This is a genomic window from Rhizobium sp. BR 317 (genome assembly GCF_047445835.1).
Classification (GTDB): Bacteria; Pseudomonadota; Alphaproteobacteria; order Rhizobiales; family Rhizobiaceae; genus Rhizobium; species Rhizobium paranaense.
Genome location: NZ_JARWLB010000030.1, coordinates 1 through 24,463, shown reverse-complemented (window position 1 = coordinate 24,463; position 24,463 = coordinate 1). Strand labels below are relative to the sequence as shown.

26 protein-coding genes are annotated in these 24,463 nt (G+C 58.6%); 10 read left to right on the top strand and 16 right to left on the bottom strand.

Going from position 1 to position 24,463, the window contains the following annotated elements:
* Positions 1–9 precede the first annotated feature (9 nt).
* On the top strand, positions 10–999 hold the full coding sequence (locus QD357_RS29255; RefSeq protein WP_183938692.1) for a substrate-binding domain-containing protein: 990 nt from the start codon (positions 10–12) through the stop codon (positions 997–999).
* 768 nt (positions 1,000–1,767) lie between these two features.
* Here the strand turns inward: QD357_RS29255 and QD357_RS29250 are convergent.
* A complete protein-coding gene (locus QD357_RS29250; protein WP_414125635.1) occupies positions 1,768–2,232 on the bottom strand; it encodes a hypothetical protein in 465 nt (154 codons plus the stop codon).
* A 646-nt stretch (positions 2,233–2,878) separates the two neighbouring features.
* On the opposite strand from QD357_RS29250, the gene QD357_RS29245 reads away from it, so the two are divergent.
* The 4 genes from QD357_RS29245 (at position 2,879) to QD357_RS29230 (ending at position 5,905) form a co-directional block, all read left to right on the top strand.
* Complete coding sequence (locus QD357_RS29245) at positions 2,879–3,421, top strand: hypothetical protein (protein WP_183938694.1); 543 nt, start codon at positions 2,879–2,881, stop codon at positions 3,419–3,421.
* A 314-nt stretch (positions 3,422–3,735) separates the two neighbouring features.
* Positions 3,736–4,965 carry a TadE/TadG family type IV pilus assembly protein gene (locus QD357_RS29240; RefSeq protein ID WP_343069973.1) on the top strand — a complete coding sequence of 410 codons (1,230 nt, stop codon included), beginning with the start codon at positions 3,736–3,738 and terminating at the stop codon, positions 4,963–4,965.
* A gap of 131 nt (positions 4,966–5,096) precedes the next feature.
* On the top strand, positions 5,097–5,528 hold the full coding sequence (locus tag QD357_RS29235) for a TadE/TadG family type IV pilus assembly protein (RefSeq protein ID WP_414125634.1): 432 nt from the start codon (positions 5,097–5,099) through the stop codon (positions 5,526–5,528).
* Entirely contained in the window at positions 5,525–5,905 is a 381-nt protein-coding gene (locus QD357_RS29230) for a TadE/TadG family type IV pilus assembly protein (RefSeq protein ID WP_183938697.1), read from the top strand. The genes QD357_RS29235 and QD357_RS29230 overlap by 4 nt, the downstream gene beginning before the upstream one ends.
* Before the next feature lie 90 nt (positions 5,906–5,995).
* On the opposite strand, the gene QD357_RS29225 is transcribed toward QD357_RS29230, so the two are convergent.
* Both QD357_RS29225 and QD357_RS29220 read right to left on the bottom strand, forming a co-directional pair.
* Complete coding sequence (locus QD357_RS29225; protein ID WP_183938698.1) at positions 5,996–6,469, bottom strand: chemotaxis protein CheW; 474 nt, start codon at positions 6,467–6,469, stop codon at positions 5,996–5,998.
* On the bottom strand, positions 6,469–8,502 hold the full coding sequence (locus tag QD357_RS29220) for a methyl-accepting chemotaxis protein (protein ID WP_414125633.1): 2,034 nt from the start codon (positions 8,500–8,502) through the stop codon (positions 6,469–6,471). Before QD357_RS29220 ends, QD357_RS29225 begins: the two co-directional genes overlap by 1 nt.
* A gap of 556 nt (positions 8,503–9,058) precedes the next feature.
* Here QD357_RS29220 and QD357_RS29215 point away from each other — a divergent pair.
* The 3 genes from QD357_RS29215 to QD357_RS29205 all read left to right on the top strand — a co-directional run bounded on the left by QD357_RS29215 (position 9,059) and on the right by QD357_RS29205 (position 11,291).
* Positions 9,059–9,973: a DMT family transporter gene (locus tag QD357_RS29215; RefSeq protein ID WP_183938700.1), complete on the top strand. Its 915-nt coding sequence runs from the start codon at positions 9,059–9,061 to the stop codon at positions 9,971–9,973.
* Between the two features lie 122 nt (positions 9,974–10,095).
* Positions 10,096–10,608 carry a YcxB family protein gene (locus QD357_RS29210; RefSeq protein WP_414125632.1) on the top strand — a complete coding sequence of 171 codons (513 nt, stop codon included), beginning with the start codon at positions 10,096–10,098 and terminating at the stop codon, positions 10,606–10,608.
* A gap of 203 nt (positions 10,609–10,811) precedes the next feature.
* Positions 10,812–11,291, top strand: coding sequence for a DUF2231 domain-containing protein (locus QD357_RS29205; RefSeq protein WP_246451338.1), 480 nt, complete (start codon positions 10,812–10,814; stop codon positions 11,289–11,291).
* A 34-nt stretch (positions 11,292–11,325) separates the two neighbouring features.
* On the opposite strand, the gene QD357_RS29200 is transcribed toward QD357_RS29205, so the two are convergent.
* From QD357_RS29200 to QD357_RS29160, 9 genes are all read right to left on the bottom strand, one after another.
* A complete protein-coding gene (locus tag QD357_RS29200) occupies positions 11,326–11,739 on the bottom strand; it encodes a curlin (protein ID WP_414125631.1) in 414 nt (137 codons plus the stop codon).
* A gap of 179 nt (positions 11,740–11,918) precedes the next feature.
* Complete coding sequence (gene csgH, locus QD357_RS29195) at positions 11,919–12,320, bottom strand: curli-like amyloid fiber formation chaperone CsgH (protein ID WP_183938703.1); 402 nt, start codon at positions 12,318–12,320, stop codon at positions 11,919–11,921.
* A 36-nt stretch (positions 12,321–12,356) separates the two neighbouring features.
* Entirely contained in the window at positions 12,357–12,794 is a 438-nt protein-coding gene (locus QD357_RS29190) for a curlin (protein ID WP_183938704.1), read from the bottom strand.
* 346 nt (positions 12,795–13,140) lie between these two features.
* Complete coding sequence (locus QD357_RS29185) at positions 13,141–14,151, bottom strand: zinc-binding alcohol dehydrogenase family protein (protein ID WP_183938705.1); 1,011 nt, start codon at positions 14,149–14,151, stop codon at positions 13,141–13,143.
* A gap of 151 nt (positions 14,152–14,302) precedes the next feature.
* A complete protein-coding gene (locus QD357_RS29180) occupies positions 14,303–15,094 on the bottom strand; it encodes a transporter substrate-binding domain-containing protein (RefSeq protein WP_183938706.1) in 792 nt (263 codons plus the stop codon).
* 33 nt (positions 15,095–15,127) lie between these two features.
* On the bottom strand, positions 15,128–15,856 hold the full coding sequence (locus tag QD357_RS29175; protein WP_183938707.1) for an amino acid ABC transporter ATP-binding protein: 729 nt from the start codon (positions 15,854–15,856) through the stop codon (positions 15,128–15,130).
* Positions 15,840–16,490 (bottom strand): amino acid ABC transporter permease, encoded by a 651-nt coding sequence (locus QD357_RS29170; RefSeq protein WP_183938708.1) that lies wholly within the window; start codon positions 16,488–16,490, stop codon positions 15,840–15,842. Before QD357_RS29170 ends, QD357_RS29175 begins: the two co-directional genes overlap by 17 nt.
* Before the next feature lie 13 nt (positions 16,491–16,503).
* Entirely contained in the window at positions 16,504–17,187 is a 684-nt protein-coding gene (locus QD357_RS29165; protein ID WP_183938709.1) for an amino acid ABC transporter permease, read from the bottom strand.
* A complete protein-coding gene (locus tag QD357_RS29160) occupies positions 17,184–18,299 on the bottom strand; it encodes a mannitol dehydrogenase family protein (protein ID WP_414125630.1) in 1,116 nt (371 codons plus the stop codon). Before QD357_RS29160 ends, QD357_RS29165 begins: the two co-directional genes overlap by 4 nt.
* A 211-nt stretch (positions 18,300–18,510) precedes the next feature.
* Here QD357_RS29160 and QD357_RS29155 point away from each other — a divergent pair, with 211 nt between their 5' ends.
* Positions 18,511–19,407: a GntR family transcriptional regulator gene (locus QD357_RS29155; protein ID WP_183938711.1), complete on the top strand. Its 897-nt coding sequence runs from the start codon at positions 18,511–18,513 to the stop codon at positions 19,405–19,407.
* Positions 19,408–19,831: 424 nt separating this feature from the next.
* Here QD357_RS29155 and QD357_RS29150 read toward each other — a convergent pair whose 3' ends face one another.
* The 4 genes from QD357_RS29150 to QD357_RS29135 all read right to left on the bottom strand — a co-directional run bounded on the left by QD357_RS29150 (position 19,832) and on the right by QD357_RS29135 (position 23,932).
* Positions 19,832–20,518, bottom strand: a complete 687-nt coding sequence (locus tag QD357_RS29150; protein WP_414125629.1) for a class I SAM-dependent methyltransferase — start codon at positions 20,516–20,518, stop codon at positions 19,832–19,834.
* A 158-nt stretch (positions 20,519–20,676) separates the two neighbouring features.
* Positions 20,677–21,696: a sensor histidine kinase gene (locus QD357_RS29145; protein WP_183938713.1), complete on the bottom strand. Its 1,020-nt coding sequence runs from the start codon at positions 21,694–21,696 to the stop codon at positions 20,677–20,679.
* Positions 21,696–22,400 (bottom strand): response regulator, encoded by a 705-nt coding sequence (locus QD357_RS29140; protein ID WP_183938714.1) that lies wholly within the window; start codon positions 22,398–22,400, stop codon positions 21,696–21,698. The genes QD357_RS29145 and QD357_RS29140 overlap by 1 nt, the downstream gene beginning before the upstream one ends.
* A 44-nt stretch (positions 22,401–22,444) precedes the next feature.
* Positions 22,445–23,932 (bottom strand): DUF4173 domain-containing protein, encoded by a 1,488-nt coding sequence (locus tag QD357_RS29135; RefSeq protein WP_414125628.1) that lies wholly within the window; start codon positions 23,930–23,932, stop codon positions 22,445–22,447.
* A gap of 328 nt (positions 23,933–24,260) precedes the next feature.
* Between QD357_RS29135 and QD357_RS29130 the strand changes: the two genes are divergently transcribed.
* Positions 24,261–24,410, top strand: coding sequence for a hypothetical protein (locus tag QD357_RS29130; protein WP_414125627.1), 150 nt, complete (start codon positions 24,261–24,263; stop codon positions 24,408–24,410).
* The last annotated feature ends 53 nt before the right edge of the window (positions 24,411–24,463 follow it).

Below are 24,463 nucleotides of genomic sequence, written 5' to 3'. Positions count from 1 at the left end.
GAGACAGTAATGACACAGAATGCACTTCGATTGTCGAATGCCTGGCGCATGGCACTCCTGGCCGGTCCTTGCCTTGGTATTGCCAGCGTGGCCCAGGCTGCTGATCCGCTGGTGAAGGCTTGCGCCAAGAATGGCGAATTCGTGATCGGCTTCTCGCAGGCAAACAACGCGGAACCCTACCGCCAGCACGTCAATGATGAACTGCAGGCAGCCGCCAAGGCAGTCCCGCAATTCACGCTGCAGATTGCCGACGGGGCCGGCAACGTCAACACTCAGACATCGCAGGTTGACAATTTCATTACCCAAAAGGTTGACCTTTTGTTGATCTCGCCTTTCGAGGCGGCTCCGCTCACACCGGCCGTCAAGCGGGCGATGGACGCGGGTATCCCGGTCGTCGAACTTGATCGTAAGACGAACGGCGAAGCTGGCAAGGACTACACATCTTTCATCGGAGGAGATAACTACAAGATCGCTTTGGCTGCCGGCGAATATACGAGCAAGACGCTTCTGCCGGATGGCGGCGAGGCTGCCGTGCTGGAAGGGCTGCCAAGTTCCACACCGGCCGTCGAAAGGCTCAATGGTTTCAAGGATGGCGTGAAGGCCAATTCCAAGATCCAGATCGTGGCAGAACAGGCCGCCGACTGGCTGCCGGATAAAGCGCAGACGGCGTTCGCCGCCATGCTGCAGGCTCACCCCGATATCAAGATGGTCTATGCCAGTAACGATATGATGGCGGCGGGTGCACTGCTTGCCGCAAAGGGTGCCGGAAAGAGCGTGAAGATCATCGGCACCGATGGCCTGCCGGGTCCGGCAGGCGGAATCGAAGCGGTCGCGAAGGGCGACTGGTCTGCGACTTTCACGTATCCGACAGGAGCGAAAGAGGCGATCGACATGGCAAAGTCGATATTGCTGGACTGCGCTTCGTCGGTGCCGGCAACCGTAACGGTCGACACCACCGCTATTACGCCTGACAACGCGAAGCAGATGATGGGCAAATAAAGCTCCAGGCTCTGACTGGCTGGATGTGTCCATCCGGCCGGTCAGAGCCAGATCATCTCTGGCACCTGAGCACCACCGTTCAGCCAAAATCGACGAGACTGGCGTTGCCGCTACCGCGATTAAATCGGTCCTGTGCGAAAGAAAGTGACCTACAAAGGCTGATCCTGAATTGCAAAATAGGGATCGATCACGCCTTCAAACCCGTCAGGATACAACGCCGATTTTCCCTGGACGTCGTCGTCGGGAAGGGTATCGACGCGGAGGTAACAAGCATACCCTGCGCAAGTTCTCCGACGAATGCCGGGCAGGCCGAAAGATGCCCGTCGAAATGATCGCCAAGCCGGCGTTCTACGCACGAAAACTGGGTGCCACATTGCAGTATGAAATTACTGCATCACGAGTCTGGCAAGGGGATGAAAATAGCAACCCGCTGAAAAGAGCTGCAACCAAACGAGAGGCCCTACCTCGTGAGGGGAGGCAGGGCCAGGGAACCGGGGGTCGGTTCATTTTGCGCGAACAATTTGACGAGGGGACGTCTTGTTCGCGCCCAAAGATACTACCGCCACAAGATGAAACCAGGCTGAATACCCGCCGTAGAACCGGCAATTCTCTTCCGGGCATATTACAAACTTGTCCGAAAACGAGCATTTTCGAATAGGGCCAAAGTAGAACAAACCATCATGCTGGTTCGCGACGGAGGCTTATACCCTGTTCAGTCTTCTAAGCGTGTCGGGCATGGTCCGATGCCCATGGCAACTCTGATACAGTTCAAGCACATGACTGGCGCCACTGCACGATCATGGTCAGGAATACCGCTACGAATGCTAGAGTCAGGGCAGTGTCGGGAAACAAACCCAGCGGACCCCAATAGGAGACCCGTCTGATCGCATATGATATTTGCAGACCTTCCGGCAGAATCCACATCGGATAAAGGATCACCGGTGCCAATCTCGCCAATTGAAGAGTCCCCAGCAGATACAGGGTGCCAGGCAGAAATGCCCTAACATCGCCCCGATCGGTGAACTCGGGAATCCACAGCGGAGTAACAACAATAAAAAGGGAGAGAAACAAGGTTGTCATAGGCTCCCAAGATAGGTTCGCAAACAATGCGGGAGCCTGCATAACAACCTGAATGTTTCCAATAATTATCAAACAGGCGAACGCCGTGTACCATCGTGGCAGTTTCAGCCACTGCAAACGGCGCACCGCCGTCCAGATAACGTTAAGCAACACAGCCTATGTCGCCGCAGCCTCCTCCTGGGCTCGCGTGACACGCGGAATAAGCGACACCGAGAACACCCAGCGGAGCCAAGATCAGGAAGGCAAGGACAAGAGCGCCAGCCAGAAAAAGCCGATGGCGATATACTGTTGCGGGCATCGGCGCCTCCACTATCATCCAGGCGAACGCGGTTAAGCAGTTAATTTCAGCGTTCTCAGCCTATAACACTTGCATTTGCGCTTCCTTAAGGTCGTCAGAAGTTAGTCTCGGCTGGACAGGCCAAATGGCTTGCGATTTTTGACCATCACCAATCCGTCGGTCGTCGAGGAGCAGATGCTTCCGCGAGATGCAGGTTCCACGCACGCCGTTCAACCTGCTTACGGCCCCAAGATCAGCCGCCTTCCTGACCGGATTTACGGCCTTCTGTCGGAGCCAATTGATCCGATTGCCGAGATGATCGAAGTCAACTGCAGCTCCTGCACAGTCAAGCGCCATTCGGGATTCTTCTTGTTTTGGAGATCAATGCGGACGACGTCACGATCCTTCCGCAAGTCAGCGTCCGCCAGTCCTCGTTTTCGATCGCCCGAGCTTACGAAGTAAGAGTTCATTCGGCATGGCGCGCTAGGATGTCGCGCAAACCGGAGTAGGGTGATGGTAGTCTTGGACAGCGGCTTTTTCTCGAGCTTCGACTGCAGCCAGCGGATGGGGGCGGTATTTGTGACCACCTACCTGGCACAGATCGCGATCGTTGCGAGCCTCTCGGCATCCGTTCGCAGGCCTAATCGATATGGTCCGGTTGTCGAAACGATTGACCGCCCGCCATTTTTGACGCGGAGGCGGGTCATTGTTTGGGCCATCTGGGCCTCAATCTTTGCCGTAGTTGCGGCCACCTGTGGTCTTTTGCGAACGACGACGGCAGTTCTCTTGGACTCCACATCGATCGTCGAGACGAGTTGCACCGGACCGCTATCCGTCGAGTATCGGCTCGATCGGGCCAAACTCAAGGTTGCCTTCGGACACGATCCGACCTGGCTCACCAAGCGCCCGCTTGAGTCCGCCTATCTGGAAGTTACACAAGTCGATAAGCCCAGACCGATTTTCATCCGTCTTCTGGGGCGTCCCGGCTCGAAGGAGCTTCTCGAGCTCGCACCGGAAGCCATGGCCCAATACTCTCGCTATCGATCATATCTTGGCGTTCGCTAGCATAGCGAAAGCAGCGGCTTGAATGGTAGGACAACGGTTTCAAGAGCAAACATCAGACATAAAAAAGCGGGGGGCGAAGACGCCTGCGAGGCTGTCTCACTTCTTCGCCCATTGGCTCATTGAACCAAGTGATAGTCTGAAAACTCAGCTTCTCTTCCACCCGTTTAATTTTACTGTTTTCTGTTCAATTCGAACTTCTTAAAAAAGAGAAAAATAAAGAATTAAGCCGCACAGTCCTCCGACGGATTTTCCGTATAATTTAAGGGGGGACAATGCTTCGACTTCCTGTTGGCTCGCGCCACCGGAAGGCAATCGTGGACTTCATTCACGATTCGTCCGGTGCTTACCTGATCATCTTTGCTTTGTCGCTCCCGGTTCTGATCGGTTTGATGGGGCTCGGCACGGATTATGGGCTGTGGACCTACAAGCAACAGAAGATGCAGTCGGCAACCGATGCCGCCGCTGTGAGCGGCGCGGCGGCCTATACCAGCAGCGGCGACGGGCCGGTTCAGTCCCAGGTCAATGCGATAGCGGCGAGCTATGGGCTGGTTAATGGCCAGAATAACGTGGTGATATCGATCCATCGCCCTCCGACGCAGGGATCCTACGCTGGAAATAATTCGGCGATCGAAGTCGTCGCGCAACAACCGATGGACGTGCTGTTCTCTGCGCTTTGGCAGCAGGCTTTCGTCGTTTCGACAAGATCCGTTGCCATCGCGAATGCGGGCAACGCCTGCGTCCTGGCGCTTGATCAGACCGCAAGTGCTGCCGCCTCGGCTCAGGGTTCAACCACGGTGACGCTGAATAACTGCAGCTTGGTCTCGAATTCGAATAGTCCCACGTCGGTTAGTGTCGGCGGTTCTGCGCTGATCCAAGCGCTGTCTGTCGGGGCTGCCGGCGGCATTAACGGTCTTAGCGGCATTAAAGCGAGCGAGGGAACGGCGACCGGAATTTGGCCTCTTACGGACCCTTATGCCGACGTTCAGATGCCGACCTACTCGGGTTGCACGACCAACGGCAAGCAAAACATCAAGGGGAAGACCGCACTCGATCCAGGTGTCTATTGCGGCGATATTACGGTGAACGCCGGCGCAGTCCTCACGCTTGACCCCGGGATCTACATTCTCGATCGCGCCAATCTGAAGGTCAATGGTGGCGCGACTTTGATCGGCCACGGTGTCACGATCGTCTTCACCTCCAGTACGGGAAGCAATTATGGCACCGCGTCGATCAATGGTGGGGCGATCCTGGATCTCACGCCACCGCTGACGGGAGACACGGCCGGTATCGTCATTTTCGGTGACCGTAACATGCCGGTCGGCACGGCCTTCAGCTTTAATGGCGGTGCGACCCAGAGTTTGGCGGGATCGATCTATCTGCCAAAGGCGGCCGTCAGCTACTCGGGGGGCAACACCGCGACAAATGCCTGCATCAAGATTATCGCGGATACGGTCACCTTTACCGGCAACTCCAACCTATCCATCGATTGCAGTGCTTATCCGACCCGCGCCATCGGCGGCGCCGCCGGCAAACTGGTCGAGTGAGGAGAACGATGGCTGTAAAAACAACGATACCAACTGAAGTATCGCACTCCGGGATGCTCGTCGCCGAGGGGCGGCTGGGTTCACCCGCTCGGGCAATACCGACGCGGATTCGGAGAAGGCTCTGTCGGGACTTGCTCAGTGAACAGCACGGCACGGTCGCCGTCGACCTGGCGATCATGCTGCCGGTTTTGATTGCGATGACATTTGGACTTGTCGACTATTCGTTCGCACTGCTCCAGCAGGCGCAGGTGGAGAATGCTGCTCAGCGCGGTCTGCAATATGCTTTGGCTCGCGGCTTCGATAGTTCCGCCATGTCGAATGTCATCACAAGAGGTACCGGCTCTGCCGTCATCTCGGCGGCGCCTGCTCCGTCGAAATTTTGCGGTTGCCCCAGCGGTCAAGGCATCGCCAGCACGGCGTGCTCCGATGTCTGTTCGGACGGATCGCGAGCGGGCACCTATGTTTCTGCCTCGGCCGCCGCGACCTACGTGCCGTATATCACGCTTCCCTTCGTGCCCGCATCGTTTGCCCTGCAGTCAACGGCAACAGCGAGGGTTCAATGATTCGTCGTCTTGCGAGGGAGGTTGAGGGAACGAGCGCAGTCGAGTTTGCCCTGACTGCTCCCCTCTTCTTCATTCTTGTATTTTCCATCGCTCAATTTGGACTTTTTCTATGGACCCAATTGGGATTGCAACATGCCGTCGATCTCAGCGCCCGATGTGCGAGCCTGATGCACACCACCTGTCCGGATGAAAGCTCAATCCAGGCATATGCAGCCGACCAGGCTTATGGGCTTAACATAGATCCCAGCGTGTTTTCAGTGACTCAAGACACATGCGGACAGAATGTTACGGCATCCTATACCTATACGATCGCCGTTCCCTTGTTGCCCTCGGTGCAGGTGCCCATTGCCGTAACATCGTGCTTCCCGACTTATTGAACCTGCTCTCGGCGGATCTGCGATCCATGTCTGGCGATTTGCCGGCCCCCATCCGCGTCTGTCCATACGGGAGCCGGCGAATAAGGGCTGTCATGCGGCTGAGGCCACCTCAAGATTTGCGAACATGTGATCGAGGTTGAGAAAGCACACCATGCCGCGTTCAAGGGGGATGATACCATGTGAATATGCGGGGTCGTAGGCCGCACCAAAATCGGGCACCGGCTGAATACCGTCGGTGCTGATCGACAGGATATCCGAGACCTGGTCGACCACGAGACCGAGGATACCTGTTCCCACTTCCACAACGACGATGGCGCTGCGGCTGCTGTCGATAGTGCCGGTGACGCCAAGGCGCGCCGCCAGGTCGATGACGGGGATGACAGAACCGCGCAGGTTCATGACGCCGAGAACGTGGGCCGGAGCGTGGGGCAGCGGTGTTGCCGCCGCCCACCCCCGGATTTCCCGGATGGAGGTCGTCTTGATGCAGAACTGCTGCTCACCGAGATTGAAGGCGATGATTTCGAATGTCGTCGCCTGACTTTGGGCTGAAGATGTCGCCTCCATCAGAATTCCTCCCATTCCTTGGTCGCTGTCGCGGTTGCCGCCTTGCCGCCGAAGGCGCCAGCGAGCTTGCGCGTGAGTGCCCGAGCAGGCGAGGCGACCGGTTTGCTGTCTGCAACGGCAGTGCGCGGGGTGGCTCTCACTTCGATCTTGAAGCGGGCGATCAGCCGGGAAAGGTTCGCCGCCTCGTCGGCCAACCGGTTCGTCGCAGCCGTCGATTCCTCCACCATCGCCGCATTCTGCTGCGTCACCTGATCCATCTGGTTGACGGCGGTCGAGACTTCAGAGAGACCCGTCGACTGTTCCTTGGCAGCGGTGGCGATCGAATGCACATGCCCGTTGATCTTGACCACGTGACCCTCAATCAGCGTCAGCGCTTCGCCGGTCGCCGTCACCAGCTTGACGCCGGAATGGACCTCTTCGCCTGACCGGTTGATCAGCATCTTGATGTCCTTGGCCGCATTGGCCGACCGTTGCGCCAGTTCGCGCACTTCCTGAGCGACGACGGCAAAACCCTTTCCAGCCTCGCCGGCGCGCGCCGCCTCGACCCCGGCATTCAGAGCAAGCAGGTTGGTCTGGAAAGCGATCTCATCGATGACATTGATGATCTGGCCGATCTCGCCCGAAGCCTGCTCGATTCGTCCCATCGCCGAGACCGCATCTTTGACCACGGCGCTCGACTGCTCGGTGCTTCTGCGCGCTTCGTCGACCATGTGGCTTGCCTCAAGGGCACGCTCGGTCGAGTTCTTTACCGCGACCGTGATTTCCTCGAGCGCCGAGGAGGTTTCTTCCAGCGAGGCAGCTTGCTGCTCCGTGCGTTTGGAAAGGTCGCCGGACGCTATCCGCATCTCACCTGCACCGCCATTGATCGTATCGATGGCAGCGCGTACCTCGCCGAGCACGGAGCGTAGATTGTCCATCGTCGCGTTGACGTTGTCCTTGAGCTCACCAAAGGCCCCCTGGAACTCGCCCCTCATGCTTTCCGTCAAATCGCCCTCGGCCAGCGCGGCGACGACACGGCGGGTCTCGGTGATGCCGTTGTCGACAGACGCCACCAGCTCGTTGACACCGGCTGCGAAGCGGTCGAGATCGGCATTGTCATAAGCCTTGGTGATACGCTGCGTGAAGTCGCCGGCAACCGCCGCCGACACGACGGTGCTGATGCTTGACTGCAGGTCTGCACTCTTTGCCTGCAACGCTGCTTCCTGCGCATTCAGCTCGCGCACCTTGATGCCGTTCTGTTTAAATATCTCGACCGCGCGCGCCATCGCACCGATTTCGTCAGGGCGACCGACGTAGGGAACGTTCGCATCAAGGTGTCCGTCGGCCAATGTCCTCATGCTGCCCGTCAACGCGGAGATCGGTTGCGCAATGGCCTTGACACCCAGCACGGCGGACGCGATCAGGGCCGCCATAGTCAACAGGCCGACGCCAATATTGAGCCGTAAGGCGAGTGTTTCGGCCTCAGTTGCATCGCTGTCAGCCTGCGTCGCCATCGTCTTCGCCGCTTCAACGCCCTCATCAAGCAATTTCGATATCTCGACTGTGGTTGCGAACAGTTTTGCCTGGATTTCTCTTTCTCGTCCTTCGAGGACGGGGTCTTCACCTTTGATCTGCGCCTCCGCCTTTATGACCTCGATCATGTCGGCCGCAGTCGTAAGATAGCTTCCGGTCAATGCTTTGAGCTTTTCAATCCGGTCTCTGTTGACCTGTAATTGCAACCCGCCCAAGGCCTCGTCCAGATAATTGATAACCGACTTGTTACGGGTGGTAATGGAGTCGACAGCACTGGTGATTTCCTCCGGGGAGGAGGCAAGACGCAGATCTCGCACGCCGACTTGCATGCCGCGCATCGCTGCCTTGGCATCAACCAAATTGCGGGAAACAATCAGTTGGCTTTTCAGATAAGTCGAGCGTTCTTCCACCGCGAGGCCACCTTGCCACACGATGAAAAGCATGACCGTTACCATGGCGATGCTACAGACAGAAAGCGCGGCCAGTTTGGCGCCGATGCGGGACGAAATATATGACAGCATTACTATTCTCTCAAAATCGCCTGCGAGATGCTGTCATGCGGCTCGCCAAAGCCCAAAACATCGCTCTGCGTCATGCACACGATGACGAAGTTTTGCGGCGCAAGAAATTAACAGTTTATTGTTGCTATATCCGTCGATCGCTCGTCTTTTCGTAATTCGGATATTGGTGCGCTTTTAGGACTAGGCGAAGTGATGGCAATCGAAGGTTTCAAGCAGCAAAATTGATGAATATCAATTCTTTATAGTTTCAAACGCGGCGAGTTTCTGGCGAATCACTGCAGGCCAAATCAATGCGCATGACAACTCAAACGTGTTCAGCCATAGCCAATAATTTCTGCTGACGTGCCGAGTTCCTCAATGAGTTCTCGCCTTGTGCCCGGATCGGAGAGCTCGCGCACTGCTCTTATGTCGACGGTGGCGTACGCCTGGACGAACTTCCTTCGAATCCGTGAAAGACCTTCAGGGCGTTTGAATGCGCATATATGCGCCTTGCGGGGAAGGGGCGAAACCGGGTAAAGCCGGCCAGGAGAAACTTGAACTAGCTTGAGGAAAGATCATGAATTTTAGCAGGGTCGGCACGGGCGGCAACCTCGTGCTTGCCGGTGTGCTTCTGATGCTTCTCGGCGATTTCATGTTTTCGCTGAACGATGCCATGGGCAAATGGCTGGTTGCAAGTTTCTCGGTCGGCCAAATTCTAGTGGTGCGCTCGTTCGGTTCCTTCATTGTTCTCGCGCCGATGATCGCGCGGCAGGGAAGTGATGCACTCTTCCGTCTCGAACGGCCGCCCCTGCAGATCCTGCGGATCGTCATGACGACTGCCGATGTTGCTCTCTTCTATGCCGCTGTCGCCTATTTGCCGCTTGCCGATGTCATAACCTTCTACATGGCTGGCCCTATCTACGTTGCCGCAATCTCGCATTTCTTCCTTGGTGAACGCATCGGCTGGCGGCGGTGGCTGGCCGTTTTCGTCGGCTTCATCGGGGTGCTGATCGCGCTCAGACCTTCCGCGGCAATGTTCTCCTGGCCATCGATTTTCGGCCTTGGCGGGAGCCTTGGATTCGCGCTCACGCTGGTCCTTGGACGTCGACTGCGGCAGACGAGCGATGCAACCCTGGTCGCTTGGCAGACGCTCGGCGCTCTGGCCACAGGTTTGGTTCTCAGCATCGGCAATTGGCGTTCCGCCTCGACACTCGATTTCGCGGCCATGCTGGCACTCGGCGCCATCGCCGGCGGCGCCCATTTGCTGATCACCCGTTCCTTAAAACTCGCGCCGGCCTCACTGCTCGCGCCGCTGCAATACAGCCTGCTGATCTGGGCGATCGCCCTGGGCTTTCTGTTCTTCGGCGACATTCCGGACGCCCAGATAATCGTTGGATCGATCATCATCGTGCTTGCCGGCCTCTTCATCTTCCACCGGAAGAACCTGACCGATGGCATCCCAAAGGATGCTGTCGCAAAGGACGGGCATTGAAATCATTGGCATTCCGCACTCTTTTCGTGTGGTCCCGTTTCACTTGAACATGAACCTTTAGAGAATGAACTGAATTGGCCTTAATAGTTTCATATGGCTTTACTCGAAACGACTATGTCCTGATGTCGGTTGCGCTAAGCCGTCGCCCATTGCCTCGTCGGCTGTTTCGCGCCGTTGCTCTTGTTCTCGTGGCACTTCTCGTCGGCACTTGGGCCGGAATGGATTCTGAGGATGGGTATTTTGCGACGTTGTTTGAGGTCGTTAAGGCGCTTGCGTCCGGCGAGGTGCCAATCTGGATCTACAGCGTCTGCATGGTGGTGGTGCTTGTCGCGTTGTTCGGGCATTGGATAACTGGTTTGTTCGCTTATTTCTTGTTCAGGAAAATGCCGACAGCCGGGCAGCGGCATGAGGTTGAGCTGGATGAAACGGAGGTTGCCTTCCGAGCACCGAATATGGCTTCGACTATCAAATGGTCGGCAATCAAGCGAGTTATCGAAGGCCGGACTTTCTTCCTGATGAGCCTCACGAGCCGCCAGGCTGTTCTTCTGCCACGGCGCGCTTTCCCCGATGATGCCGCCTACGCCGACGCACTCGCCTTCGCCCGCGTCCATGCAAATGCAGAGGCAGCGCGATGAAATTTTGCGGCTGTCGCCGTTCAAATTGCCCCACCTGTCGCATGATCAGATAGCACCTACCAGAAGCGCCCCGCGTACGCGAAGGTGTGGAACATTCCCGTGCAACCGGAGTTCAGAATGTATCGGCAAGTTTGCTGCCAAACCCGTCATACGTTGTGATGTGGTCTGATGGCGGCGCTCGCCACGCCTTCGGGAGGCATACGATGGCCCAGGGCATGATCACCCACAATCCGCACAGCACGGCGAGCATTGCCGGCCATCCGGTCCATGCAATGCTAGTACCGTTCCCTATTGCCTTCTTCGTCGCGACCTTCCTTTGCGACCTCATCTTCTGGCGAACCGGTAATACAGCCTGGTTCACTGGCTCGCTCTGGCTGCTTGGGGCCGGGCTGGTGATGGCCGCGCTGGCCGCCCTTGCCGGCCTCACCGATGTCCTGGGGGACGCCCAGATCCGCAACCTCCGGGACTTATGGTTTCACGCCGGCGGTAACGTCCTCGTCGTCGTGATCGAGCTTTACAACTGGTACTCGCGCTATGCTCACGGCGATGCGGCGGTCATGCCGGTTGGCCTTGTCCTGTCGCTCATCGTCGTCCTCATCCTCCTGTTCACCGGTTGGAAAGGCTGGGGAATGGTCTATCGGCACCACGTCGGCGTCGCCGACGGATCGGACGAAATGCTCTGACTACGATTAGCGGGGCACAAGAACTCGTCTGCCGCTACCAACCATAGCTGAAGGTAGCGCCGCTTCCGCCATCGCCATCCTGCACCACATCGGTGCTGGTGTGTTTCCCGTACTGGAAAATGCCGTAAGCATTGTCGTTGCCGTTCTGCTGCAAGGTTGCGGAGTGGCCGTTGCCCCGCTGCTGGATAATGCCGAGATTGCCTCGGCCGTTCTGAGCCAGGCCGGCAACATTGCCATGGCCGGACTGTCGGATATCGCCATCGCGCAGGCCGCGATACAACGAGTAAAAACGGAGACCGGTCGCAAAGGTACCAGCGTCTTCGGCATTGGCCGGAGCGAAGTTTACGGAGATCCGGCCGCCGGCATAGGCTGGCAGCGACAAAGCCGCCTGGCCGATGCTGCCGGCAAGAAGAGCGACGGTAACGATCTTGAACATTTTCGGGGTCATCTTGGTCTCCATTTTCCGGCTGTCCTCAAGCCAATGGCCAACCCTCGCATTTTGCGGCTGAACCCAATCGGAATTCATTGTTCAGCTATCATTTATCAATCGGTCATGTCCGAGAGCGGCTGACACCACAAAGGGTGCCGGAAACCTGGCGCCCTTTGTGGTGAATTTTGCGAATATGCTCAGTTCGCGGCATCGATCCGCCGCGTACACCGGATGGTGTTGCTGTCAGCGGTGACATCAAGCGTGGCGTCGTAGGCGCCAGCTTTGGAGCTGAGCGAGACGGAACCGAGTGTGGCGGCGCGCCCTGGAGAGGCATCGAAGGCACCACTCTGATCGATATTGGAGCCGCCTGTGCCTCCGACACTTTCGACATGGAAGGCATAGGTGCCGCTGACGCGCTTGTCAGTACGGGCAAGCGCCTCCAACGTGACCATGCCTGCCTCCGGCGTGATGCGGATCTCGCAACGCAGGCCCCCATTGGATTGGTCGGTCGCAACCATGGCCGCCAGCGCGCCGGCGGGGAGAAGGACCAAAGCGAGCGCCGTCATAAGACGGCGCGGCTGATTGACGACATTTGGCATGGTTCGTCTCCTTGACGTTCCATCAATGCTTGCAGGTTACGGGCAGGCCTGGACGAAGGCAGCGACGTTGCCGCTGCCGCCCTGGCTGACATTGGCATTGCAGCCATGTCCCACCTGAACCCCGGCGGCGATGTTGCCGTTGCCGTCCTGCGTAAGGATGGTGGTATGGTTGGAACCGAACTGGCCGATACCGGCAACATTGTGGTCGCCATTCTGATAGGTGGCGCCATAGTTGCCGTTGCCTTCCTGGCCGACGGCGGAAAGGTTGTGGCTACCATATTGCTGGCCGACCATCCTGTTGTAACCACCATTCTGGTAGACTCTGATCCGGTTTCTGAACCCTTGTTGGGCACCACCGGCCGAATTGGACCAGCCATATTGTTCGATGCGCACATCGTTGGCCATGGCGGGGGCTGCGGTGGCAATGCCGACGATTGCGACGAGTGCGGTTGCAATGAAAGAACTACGGATCATGACTGCGTCTCCTTTGGCAGACGGTACCGGTTGAACATCTTCCTTTTAGAAACTGTCGTTGGAACCGATGCTGAAGACACCATTCAGTTGTGGTTCATTCTGAAGGGGTCATGCGCGTCAGGATGATCGCGGTCCTTAAGGTCTGCTAACCTGGAGGCCATGAGGTGGGGCGCTCGGAAACACGCCCGAGCAACCGCGGCCACCGGATCCGAAGCGCTGTTGATCGGCGCCGGCGCGGATATCCGGTCGAGATTAAAAATTCGCAGCACACTTCCCCATCGAAGTCCTGTCGTTGAGTGTCGCTCGGCACGGATTGAGCCGAAGGGTCTTCTTCGCGTTTATTGCCTCAGACATCCAAGATCGCTTTGATCACACCTGCTTCGGGACGGGCCCATTCTACCAGCAGTCCCGTGCCGTCTTCCAGGCGGCCGCGGTGGGTGTTGAGCGCGCGGGTCGGTACGCGGCCCGCCTCGATCTGGCGCACGACCTCGGCAAAGTCGTCCGGCTGCGCATTGCGGCTGGCGAGAAGGGTCGCTTCGCGTTTGTGGAACTCCGGATCGGAGAAGGTAATATCCTGCCGTACAACGGAGAGCAGCACATAGCGCGCGCCGTGGGCAAGGAACCGGAAGCCGCGTTCGATAGGGCCGGCATTGCCGGTTGCGTCGATCACCACGTCAAAGCCGTCGCCGCCGGTCAGGCGGTTTGCTTCCGCCTCGGCGGAGGTGTCGGCAAGCATCGCGGCATCGGCGCCGAGCCTGTCAGTGGCGAAGGTGAGGCGATCGGCGCGCGTGTCCATGACGGTCACGTTCGCCCCGCGTGCCTTGGCGAAGATGATGGCTGACATGCCGATCGGGCCGGAACCGGTGACGAGCACGCGGTCGGCGGCGGTGATCGCGCCGCGCTTGACGCCGTGTGCGCCGATCGCCAGGAATTCGATCATCGCCGCATCGTCGAGCGCGATGCCGCCCGTCGGCACGACATTGGCCTCGGGCACCGAGACATATTCGGCCATGCCGCCATCGCAATGCACGCCGAGCACGCGGATCGACTGGCAGGCGTTCGTCAGTTCCTTTCGGCAGGCATGGCAACTGCCACAGGAAAGATAGGGCACGATATAGACGGGCTCTCCCACCTTGAGGCGGCTGCCTTCCGGGACTTCCTCTACCGTGCCGGAAAGTTCGTGGCCCATGATACGCGGATACTCAAGAAAGGGATGCTTGCCGGCGAAGATGTGAAAATCTGTGCCGCAGATGCCGACATGGCGGATGCGGACGAGAACCTCGCCTGCGCTGCGCTGCGGGGCAGGACGGGAGACGAGCGTGAGACGGCCGGGTTCCTCGCAGAAAAGCGCTTTCATGGGTATCTTCCTGTTGTCTGAAGGGGAGGGCAGCGCCATCAGACGGCCGCCGTTTATCGTAAAAATCCCCTCGCTTTCCATTTCATTGGGAAACGGACCGCATGAGCGGGACGTATCGGGCGACCGAGAGCCGGCCGCCCGTTTTATTCGCTTATGGCTTCGGCATTTCCGCCGGAAGGTCGACGTTGTTGTACTTCTTGTAGATCGCGTTCAGCTTGCCGTTGGCGAGATCTGTTTTGACCCAGTCGTTGACCGCGGCCTTGAGCGCGTCGTCGCCCTTGCGCAGGCCGACTGCATAGGGGTTCACCTTGAGCACGAACTTGACCTCCAGCGGGTCGTTCGTCCGACGCTTGTTAACGGTGTTCATGATCTGCGGCGCAGAGATCATGATGTTGTTCTGGTCGGAAACGAGCGCGGTGACGAGCGTTGCATCGTCGTCGTAGCGTACGATGTTGGCTCCAGTCGCCTGTGCCGTTGCCTCCTTGTCATTGGTAGTGCCGCGGGTCGTGGCGACATCCTTGCCCTTGAGGTCCTCCAACGCCTTGATTTCGACCGCCTTGGGCGCCGCAGCAATGATCTGAATGACGCCATGCGGGTCGGCGAAGTCGATCACCTTCTTGCGCTCGTCGCTGATAGAAAGGGAGGCGATGACTACGTCGGCCTTATTGGTGAGCAAGAAGGGAATACGGTTCGGGCTCGTTACCTCGACGATTTCAAGTTTCACGCCAAGATGATCGGCGAGCAGCTTGGCGCTTTCCACTTCTGAGCCGGTCGGCTGCATGTTGGCGTCCTGCATGCCGAAGGGCGGCGAGCCGAGGTCGATGGCCGCGCGCAGCGTGCCGCGTGTTTTGATGTCGCTCAGCGTGTCGGCCGCGGCTACCGCCGGGGCGGCGCCAAAGAGGGCGAGCACCAAAGCGCCGGTCATCAGGGTTCTGCGTTTCATTTCTCGATCTCCTCCTTGAGATGTTTCGATGGACTAGAGGTCGTTGCTGAGGAACTCGGTGAGTTCCTTCGTTTGCGGACTGCCGAGCATCGACCCCGGGCCGGTCTCCCAGACCTTGCCCTGATGCATGAAGATCACCTTGCTCGCCACCTTGCGGGCGAAGGCCATTTCGTGGGTGACGAGGATCATGCTCATGCCGCCGCGGGCGAGATCCTCCATGACACGCAGCACTTCGCCGGTGAGTTGCGGGTCAAGCGCCGAGGTTACCTCGTCGAACAGCATCAGCTTCGGCTGCATGGCGAGCGAGCGGGCAATCGCAACGCGCTGCTGCTGGCCGCCGGAAAGCTGCTCGGGGTAATTGTCCGCCTTCTCCGCGAGGCCGACCTTCGCCAGCACCTGCTCGGCGAGAGTTCGGGCTGCGGCCTTGCCCATATTTTTCACGCAGGTCGGCGCGAGCATGATGTTCTGCGCCACCGTCAGGTGTGGGAAGAGATTATAGCTCTGGAAGACGATGCCGACGTCTCGCCGCAGCGCTCGCCGGTCGAGTGCCGCGTCGTGAATCTTATGGTCGCATACGACAATCTCGCCGCTGTCGATGGTTTCGAGCGCGTTGATGCAGCGCAGCGCCGTTGACTTGCCGGAGCCCGACGCGCCGATCACAGCGACCACCTCGCCGGCGCCGACTTCGAAGCTTACCCCCTTCAGGACCGGCAAGGCCCCGAAGCTCTTGTGCACGTTGCTGACGCTAACGACGGCCGACATTGAGTTTCCTTTCCAGGCGGCGGCTCCAGGCCGAGAGGGGGTAGCAGATAACGAAGTAGAAGGCGGCGACGATAATGAACACCATGAAGGGCTCGAAGATCGTGTTGTTGACGAGCTTGCCGGCTTGCGCGAGCTCGACGAAGCCGACGACCGAGGCGAGCGAGGTATTCTTGACGATCTGCACCAGGAAGCCGACCGTCGGCGCCGTGGCGATGCGCATGGCCTGCGGTAGGATTACTCGCGTCATGCGCTGCCAGCGAGTGAGCGCCAGGCATTCGGCCGCCTCCCACTGGGTCTTCGGCACGGATTGCAGGCAGCCGCGCCAGATTTCCGCGAGGAAGGCGGAGGAATAGACGACGAGGCCGAGACCGGCCGCGACGATAGCGGGCAGGCTATCGAAGCCGATGACGGCAAGGCCGAAATAAAACAGGAAGAGCGTGACGAGCAGCGGCGTACCCTGCACGATCTGGATATAGCCGCTGGCAAGCCGCCGTACGAGCGGACTTGGCGAGATCCGGGCGAGCGCCAGCGCGAAACCAAGGATGGAACCCCCGATAAAGGCGACGACCGAGAGGCCGATAGTCCAGAGCGCACCGACGGCGATGAATTGGATATGGACGGGTGTGAGTGACATGTCCTGCTCCTCGTCAGATGGCCGTGCCGAGCGTGCGCCGGCGGGGGAAGATGACGAGGCCGAACAGGACGAACGCCATTCGCACCACGAAGGAGAGGGCGATGTAGAGAACCCCAGTGACGATATAGGTCTCGAAGGAGCGGAACGTATCCGACTGGATGCGGTTTGCCACCGCTGTCAGTTCCTCGGCGGAAATCTGCGACGTAATCGATGAGGCGAGCATCAGGAGCACGTACTGGCTGGTTAGTGCTGGATAGACCCGCTCTATTGCCGGGCGAATGACGACGTGCCAATAGGTCTGAGCGCGCGTCAGGCCGAGACATTCGGCGGCTTCCAACTGCGATTTATGGATGGATTCGAGGCCCGCGCGCACGATCTCGCAGGTATAGGCGCCGACATTGACCACAAGGGCCGCGACGGCTGCCGTGTTCGCCGTTACCTTAAGACCCATCGAGGCGAAGCCGAAATAAACGAGGAAGATCTGCACCAGCAGGGGTGTGTTGCGGATCGTCTCGACATAGATCGCCACCAGAATTTTCAGCCAGGAAGGGCCGTCTGCCCGCGCGATGGCGCAGAGCGTACCGACGACGAAACCGAAGATCGTCGCAAGCGCGGAGAGCTTCAGCGTAAGCCAGACACCCTGCAAGAAGGCCGGCCAGTAAGGCAAGAGGGCCGAAAAGTCGAAGGTGTAGCTCATATCGCTGCCCTCTGCCGGGAAACGATGGAGGAAAGGACGGGCGCCTGTGCGTTGGTCCAATCAAGGAAGGCAGCGATACGCCGCTCGACCTTCAGTGCATGATTGCCGGCGATGTCGGCAATGCGGTGATCAAGATAGGGATTGCGGAAACGGTCCATTGTGGTGGCAACATAGGCGCGTGCCGCGTCCTCCATGCCGCGTGCGGTGAAACCGGGCAGGACTTCGTCGCGGTAGATCGCCTCGAGGCGCGGGGCGATGCTGGGGTCGGCGAGGATGGCGCGCACGGTCTCGTCCGCCGGACGTCCCTCGTACTGCCAGATATCGGCAAGCACGCTGTGGCCGAGATTGAGGATGTGCAGCTTTAGCCGCTCGTAGGGTTCCAGATCATCTGTCAGCACGATGGACGGATGCTCACAAGGGAGGCGCAGGCTCGGCGCACATTCGATCGCCCAGAGAGCATAAGGTTCCGCCACGGCGCCCGCAGGCTCGATCGGCTCAGAGACGATACGGTCGACCAGCGTGTTGGCGAAGAGCACATCTTGCTCGAGGAAGCGCATGAAATCCGCAGGGGCATTGGCCGTTGCTGCCAGCTCTCGCACAACGGCCTTCAACACCGGCCCGTTGCGGTTGATGAGTTCGCAGGGCAGCACCGTCAGCGGTCGTCCGCCGCGCTGCCAACGGGCGTAAAGAAGCTGGGCGAGCTTGCCGGGAAAGGAGGCAAGTGGCGTGTCAGCCCCGAGGCCCGATGAGGCCTCGCCAGGGGTGACCGCATAGCCGGCATCACCCGTGTTGGAGAGGACGAAATCGGCCTTGTCTGCAAAAAGGTCGACGACCTCCGCCCAGTCGCGGGCGGTCGAAAGGCCGCGCGACACACTCTTCACCGCTACGCGGCGTTCGACGGCCGTGCCGTTCTCAAGGCCGCGGATGACGACAGGAAAGCCCGCCGGATCGGAAAAGGCCGCAAGGCGACCAGCTCGTTCTGCCGATCCTGAGGTCTGGACGATGACGACAGGCGGTACGTCCTGACCCGCTTCCCGCGCCTCATGCAGGAACAGATCCGCATGAGCCTGGAGGAAACGGCTCGTACCAAATTGGAGAATGAGCCCGGTCATCGGCATGATACCGGAAGGCCGCCAGTGTGGGACGCAGGACAGGGATAGGAAAGGGTATAAGGATGCCTCACGCATCCAATATCTGCTTGCATGAACTCCTCCTTCCATACAGCAGGTCTGTTTTTTTTGTATAAAAGACATTATTCTGGCGGGCAATCTGTTTTTTTTATAAAAAAATCACAGAAAAAAACAACGCAGCCGAAGGGGCGGCATGAAAACGAACACGCTTTACAAACGGACATTCAATCAATGTCTCGACGTTCTGGCACGGGCTTCGCCGGGCTCGGCACTTGCGTCGGAGCCGACACTTGCGTCCGAACTCGGTGTCAGCCGCACGACGCTACGCGCCGTGCTCGCAGAGTTTGCGAACAGCGGTATCGTTGCGCTCAATGGCCGTTCAAAAGTGCTCCTGCGCCGGCCGCGTGCAGAGGATTATCTGTCGGAAACCGACCTTGGGCCATTGGCGGAAATTGTGGAGCGCAAGTTCATGACGTGGATGGTAGGGCCCGACTGCCGCCCCGGCCAGAGCGTCAACGCGCTTGATCTCGCCCGCCAATTCGGCGTTTCCACCACCGCAATCCGCGAATGCCTTAACACGTTCAGCCATTTTGGCCTGCTGGAGCGGCAGAGCAACGGACGCTGGAAGGCGCTCGGTCTCACCGTGGATTTCGTGGCCGAGCTTTTCGACATGCGTGAATTCATGGAATTCCGGGCAGTAGAGCGTTTCGTAGCGCTGCCGCGCGATCATGTCGCCTGGCGTATGCTGGCGCTGCTCGAACAGGAGCACCGGGAAATGCTGGCCGACATCGACCGGCGCTACCGCGATTTTTCCGATCTCGACCACCGCTTCCACCGGCTGGTCAACGGTACGGCCCCCAATCGGTTTTTTATAAATATCCAGGGCGTGATGTCAGTGATCTTTCACTACCACTATCAATGGAACAAGAAGGACGAGCGGCAGCGCAACCACGTCGCGATGAACGAGCATCTCGCCTATATCGCGGCGCTAAAGAGTGGAGACTTGGAACAGGCACGCCAGGCCTGCGGCCTGCATCTGAAGACCGCCCGCTCGACTCTTCTTGCCTCGGTCGAGATCGCTTCAGATTGACCCCGTCGTCAGACGGGGATTCGCGCAATAAATGCCTAGCCAACTAGGCCATTCCACACAGGAGGAAGACCTCAATGGCAGTCGACAAAAAGACAGGCCGAGCCAAAGCTATGAAAAAACGGCACAATCCTCGTCTTCCATTTTTGACGCCCGCCCTTCGATCTCTGCGAAGGCCTCGTGGAAGATGATGAGTTTGCGCGCCTGCGCCATCGCATATTCCGTATAGAAACCGTCTGAAATCCAGATGCGCGAGCGCCCTCCGCTACCCGTGCCGGCGATAGCCTCTGGGACATTCCCACGGACCTCGGCGTTGGGCGCGCGGGGCCGGCACGGATCGACTAAGCTTTTGTTGAATGCCAGCGACTTGAGCGCTGATTGGAAGCAAGGGAAAGTGTAAGCGTCGAGCTGGTGAAACGCAGCTCTGTTACGGCTTGACCAAGCGAAAGACGATCTTCATCTGGGTATAGTAGTCGAGGGCGTCGGCAAAGTCTGGCGTCCAGGTGCTTTCGGAATAGGGAAGGAAGCCGTCGAACTCGAGCTTGCGTGCGGAGACCGTGAAGCCGGTGGTCTGAAACACCTTCGCATAATCCGTGATGGAACGATCCTGGACGACGGTGTTGGTGCGTTCGGCGACCAAGGTCCGCCACTTCGGCCAGAGTGGATTGTTCGTGTGGCAACCGGTGACCGCGTAGTAGACGCCGCCCGTCTTCAGCGAGCGGAAGATGTCCGTAGCGTGGGCCGCGATATCTGGAATGAGGTAGATCACTTCATGGCTGATCGCCAGATCGAACTCTCCGTCCCATCCGAGAAGCGAGCTGCCGACCTGGTGCTGTACCGGAAGATTTCCTTTCAAGGATTCGGCCCGTGCGATCGAGGCTTCGGCGATGTCGATGCCGAGCGCCTTCTGAAACGGCCGCATGGCGTAAAGATGCCGAAGGAGACCGCCTTGATTGCACCCGAAATCAAGCACGCTTTTGGCGCTCAGGTCCTTCTCGACGATCAAGTCGATCAGGTGCCGCCAGATTGGCGCATGCCCGTCTGCCATCTTATCTTCCGCGTCCGGATCGATGTACCAGGTGCTGAAGGCGGCGTCGGTCTTATCGGTTGACATGGTGCTCCTCATGCAAATCAAGCTTCAATTCTGCCAGGATCGGCTTAGCTTCCTGACCCATTCTACGAGGTTTGAGTAATCGGCGATGCCGGTCCGATCAAGTCGAATGCCCTCTGTGGTGGCACGGACATGAACCCAGACGCGGCCATCAGTTCCAATTATTTCATGCTGTGAGCAATTGGGATGGCGACCTCAAATTCCGTGCCGCCGATGCTGTCGTTCAACTTTATTGTGCCGCCATATGCCCCAAGCATCGTGCGGACGATGTCGAGCCCCATGCCCGTTCCGCCGTGTTCGCGCCGGGTGGAGAAGAACGGTTGGAAAATCTGTCCGCGATTGGCGTCAGAGATGCCGCTGCCGTCGTCTCTCACGAGCAGGGTGACCTTCTGGTCGCTGGCGGTCGCAGCCAGAGTTAGTCGCACCGCGCCATGCTGAAGTGCGTTCTCCGCGAGATTGGCAAAGACGATGCCAGCGGCCTCGGTTGGCAAAGCGAAAGTAAGTTGCGTGTTTCCGTCGATGGCAACATCCAGTGCCGGAAAACGCTGACGTAGAATGGATACGATGCCTTCAACGCTCATCTGACCTTTGGCTATCGGAAGCTCCGCATGCGCAAGCTCTCGCAACCTTAGCAAAAGCGTATCAAGTCGCTCGGCATCGGCGATGATATTGCCAAGGAAACGCAAGCGCTGAGCCTGCGACATTGGTTGGCCGGCATCGTCGTCACGAAGCAACTCTGCGGCACCCCTGATCGCCGTCAAAGGAGACTTGAGTTCGTGGGACACATGCGCGGCAAAGGAGCGGACATACTCGGTGCGATCGACCAGCTTGCCGGCGAGGTCCAGGAAGCTCTGCGACAGGGTAGCGATCTCTTGTGTGCCATAGCTCTTGAGCGGTCGGATGGCAGTTTTGCCTCCACGGGCGATTTCGTCCGTGCGAACGATGAGGGCGTTGATCGGCGCGGTGACGGCGCGTGTCAAGACGTAGGCGACCGCCAGGGTCAATCCCAAGACCACGACAAGCGCGCCGATTTCTGAGGGCGCCAATCGGGCCGAGGTGCTTTCCATGGCGCGAAACCAGACAATGATCAGGGTTGGCAGCGCCATGACGGCGAGCAGCACCGCATAGACGATAAGTGCAAGCGGCGGGCGCCATTTCGTCTTGACCTTGGGCGTCCGCATCAGGCTTTCCTCGGGAGATCACCGTTCAGCTTGAAACCGATGCCATGAACGGTCGTGATTATGCCGGACGCCCCAACGGCTGCAAACTTTGCCCGGATGTTGCGGATATGGCTATCGATCGTGCGATCGGCCACATAGGTGCTGGCGCCATATGCCGCCTCCATCAACTGTTCACGGCTGAACACCATGTTGGGGCGCGAAAGCAGCGTGTCGAGAATGGAGAATTCAAGCGCGGTTGCCGCGATCATGGTGTCACCGAAGGTCACTGCCCTGGCAGCCCGATCAAGTCTGAGGTCTCCTGCGACCAATACGAGCTCACCTATGTCCGGTTTGTCGCCATCGCCGCTGCGCTTTAGGATAACTTTGACGCGCGCGACCAGTTCGCGGGGACTGAATGGCTTGGTGACATAGTCATCGCCGCCGATCTCAAGGCCCAGCACCCGGTCGATCTCCTCGTCTCTTGCCGACAGAAACAGGATCGGAAGCCCCGACGTTCTGCGTATCTGGCGGCAAACCTCCAAACCGTCCATGCCAGGCATGCCGATGTCGAGAACGATGAGGTCGATGCCGCCGCGATGGAAGGCCATCATCGCCTCGCTGCCGTTCCGGGCGATCGTCGGCATCATGCCGGCGCGCTCCAGGGCGAAACAGATGACGTCGCGGATATGGGGTTCGTCGTCGACGACGAGGATGCGCTGCGCCATGTCCGGCCCCTAAAATACTCTTTGTCGGTCCTATCCTTCTCCGTTTATCTTGCATTGGTGGCAGATGAGTAAAGATAGGCTTCAATCCGCGCCGCGCGGAATGTCCAGCTTCGCCAATCATGGGAGCGGCGTTCAAAGTCATGGGCAAGCGATTGTCTGATCGACTGCGCAGCACGCATTTTGTCTACGGCATCGTGGGGCAGCGAGGAAAGGTAGTTGTCGAGCGCTGGGATAGCCGATGGCCCCAATGAAGACAGGTAGTCGACGTCCAGCGGCACGCCTTCGTGCGTTAGCTCCTGGCAGTGCGCAACATTAAATGGCGCAATGAAGGCCGGAAAATCGATGAAGGCACTGAGATAGAGGACGCCTGCCAAGATCGCGATATTCATGGCGTTCAGCCATTCATTGGACCGGTTCAACAGGATGCGCAACCAGATCAAGACAAGGCCAACGGCGACGAGGCCCATCCATATCCCGGCGGCAACCCGCAATTCCGTCAACGAGTACGCCTCGACGTACAGTTCGAGCCGCAGGATCGACGACAGGCAGAGAAGGATATTCTGACCGATCCAGACATGAATGAGGCCGCGAATTAAAGGACTCTTATTTCCCGGGCCATCCCGGCGCATGGCGAGAAGAACGAAACCGGCGGCAAGCAGCGCGGTGGCGATCAGGGGATAGGCGCCGCGATGAGCATAATCCGCATGGCTCATGCCATCGGGCAGCGCTGCGCCACCCCAGAGATAGATGAGGTCGAGCAGGCTCTCCACGGCAAACAACGCATTGAATAGGATAAGGGAGCGCAGCAAGGAGCCCTGGTTGAGAAACTTGTTCTCTGCATGGTCCGGAGCCTTGCGATCGGCCGTGGCCCTTAGCGTCCGGCGCGTCAGTCGCGGTCGCAGCATGGCCCACACAAACGCCGCTACGCTCACCCAGAAGCCGATGCGCCAGAAATCCATAAATGGCAGCAGGAACGCGAAATCGATGTCGTGAAGCACGTGCTCTATCAGCGGATTGGCTGTTGCGAAGAGGAACAGGAAGATGGATGCGAGAATGAGCGGCACCATCCAGGTGCCTAGATATTGCCGGGTCGCGGTAAGGATCGAGCGTTCAGTGTGCGAGTTGAGATACTTTCGGTAATCCTGCACAAGCCGTATCGGGACAACGAGGACAAAGCGGCAAAGCACTAGGGGAAGACGGGTTAGCCGCCGGGGTACGAGCTTCGCGTTCACAAGCGCGACACACAGGATCGCGCCAAGTGAGACGGCTATCCCCATGAGAGAAGGAGCCTCGAGCAGCGGTGCTGAGGCGAATGCGGAAATGCCCAGGCACCAGGCCGCCGTCGAGAAATGCCGCTGCTTTGCTGCTGATACGAGAATGGCGGCGGTAACCAAGATCGCAAAAAGGAAAAAGTTGAGACCAGGCGTTTGGCCGAAGATCAGGAAATCCGAAAGCACCACGACCGCGACGACAATGGCGAGCCGGTTGGTGCTGCGTGGACGGACATTCCGGTAGTCCAATTTATCTGTCATCTGCACTGAGATTCTCTTTCTGACATTTCGCTTCGGTTCCGACGAGCGTGGCCGCTGGGACTGGGCGAGGATTGATCCAGCTAGCCCGGCAATCGTCTGTCAGCCACCATCCATCATTGCGGATGCGATCTGGAAGGTTTGAGGATGTGGCGTGCGGCGGGGTGTTGTTTTTGATCATGGCAACACATTGCCGGGCTCGCTTGCAGATTTTGTGCAGGGCGTAAGGAGGACTTCAGGAAAATGCGACCTGTTGGGTGTCCTTTTGCACCGAGCGACCGAAGGACGGCAGTAGCCTCAAAATTGGAAGCAGGTGCGGGGAGCCAAGTCGTTGAGCGCTTTGCAATCGGAAAGCAAAGCGGCGCTTGATGCAGCTCCCGATTCGGGATTTCAACTGAAACAACAAGCTAAGGAACTGTTGATAAATAAAGGAATCGCAGCTTTGGATTTTTTGCGGCGCCGGGATTCCCTTTTGGTTTGAAGCCTATAGAATCGCGGTGTGATTGACGAGGCCGCCATCCAACTGCGCTATGC

Bases quoted from the DNA above. Each gene is read 5' to 3' on its own strand.
- QD357_RS29255 (WP_183938692.1), top strand. From the start codon at position 10: ATGACACAGAATGCACTTCGATTGTCGAATGCCTGGCGCATGGCACTC.
- QD357_RS29230 (WP_183938697.1), top strand. From the start codon at position 5,525: ATGATTCGTCGTCTTGCGAGGGAGGTTGAGGGAACGAGCGCAGTCGAG.
- QD357_RS29225 (WP_183938698.1), bottom strand. From the start codon at position 6,469: ATGGAGGCGACATCTTCAGCCCAAAGTCAGGCGACGACATTCGAAATC.
- QD357_RS29220 (WP_414125633.1), bottom strand. From the start codon at position 8,502: ATGCTGTCATATATTTCGTCCCGCATCGGCGCCAAACTGGCCGCGCTT.
- QD357_RS29215 (WP_183938700.1), top strand. From the start codon at position 9,059: ATGAATTTTAGCAGGGTCGGCACGGGCGGCAACCTCGTGCTTGCCGGT.
- QD357_RS29210 (WP_414125632.1), top strand. From the start codon at position 10,096: ATGTCGGTTGCGCTAAGCCGTCGCCCATTGCCTCGTCGGCTGTTTCGC.
- QD357_RS29205 (WP_246451338.1), top strand. From the start codon at position 10,812: ATGGCCCAGGGCATGATCACCCACAATCCGCACAGCACGGCGAGCATT.
- QD357_RS29200 (WP_414125631.1), bottom strand. From the start codon at position 11,739: ATGACCCCGAAAATGTTCAAGATCGTTACCGTCGCTCTTCTTGCCGGC.
- csgH (WP_183938703.1), bottom strand. From the start codon at position 12,320: ATGCCAAATGTCGTCAATCAGCCGCGCCGTCTTATGACGGCGCTCGCT.
- QD357_RS29190 (WP_183938704.1), bottom strand. From the start codon at position 12,794: ATGATCCGTAGTTCTTTCATTGCAACCGCACTCGTCGCAATCGTCGGC.
- QD357_RS29185 (WP_183938705.1), bottom strand. From the start codon at position 14,151: ATGAAAGCGCTTTTCTGCGAGGAACCCGGCCGTCTCACGCTCGTCTCC.
- QD357_RS29180 (WP_183938706.1), bottom strand. From the start codon at position 15,094: ATGAAACGCAGAACCCTGATGACCGGCGCTTTGGTGCTCGCCCTCTTT.
- QD357_RS29175 (WP_183938707.1), bottom strand. From the start codon at position 15,856: ATGTCGGCCGTCGTTAGCGTCAGCAACGTGCACAAGAGCTTCGGGGCC.
- QD357_RS29170 (WP_183938708.1), bottom strand. From the start codon at position 16,490: ATGTCACTCACACCCGTCCATATCCAATTCATCGCCGTCGGTGCGCTC.
- QD357_RS29165 (WP_183938709.1), bottom strand. From the start codon at position 17,187: ATGAGCTACACCTTCGACTTTTCGGCCCTCTTGCCTTACTGGCCGGCC.
- QD357_RS29160 (WP_414125630.1), bottom strand. From the start codon at position 18,299: ATGACCGGGCTCATTCTCCAATTTGGTACGAGCCGTTTCCTCCAGGCT.
- QD357_RS29155 (WP_183938711.1), top strand. From the start codon at position 18,511: ATGAAAACGAACACGCTTTACAAACGGACATTCAATCAATGTCTCGAC.
- QD357_RS29150 (WP_414125629.1), bottom strand. From the start codon at position 20,518: ATGTCAACCGATAAGACCGACGCCGCCTTCAGCACCTGGTACATCGAT.
- QD357_RS29145 (WP_183938713.1), bottom strand. From the start codon at position 21,696: ATGCGGACGCCCAAGGTCAAGACGAAATGGCGCCCGCCGCTTGCACTT.
- QD357_RS29140 (WP_183938714.1), bottom strand. From the start codon at position 22,400: ATGGCGCAGCGCATCCTCGTCGTCGACGACGAACCCCATATCCGCGAC.
- QD357_RS29135 (WP_414125628.1), bottom strand. From the start codon at position 23,932: ATGACAGATAAATTGGACTACCGGAATGTCCGTCCACGCAGCACCAAC.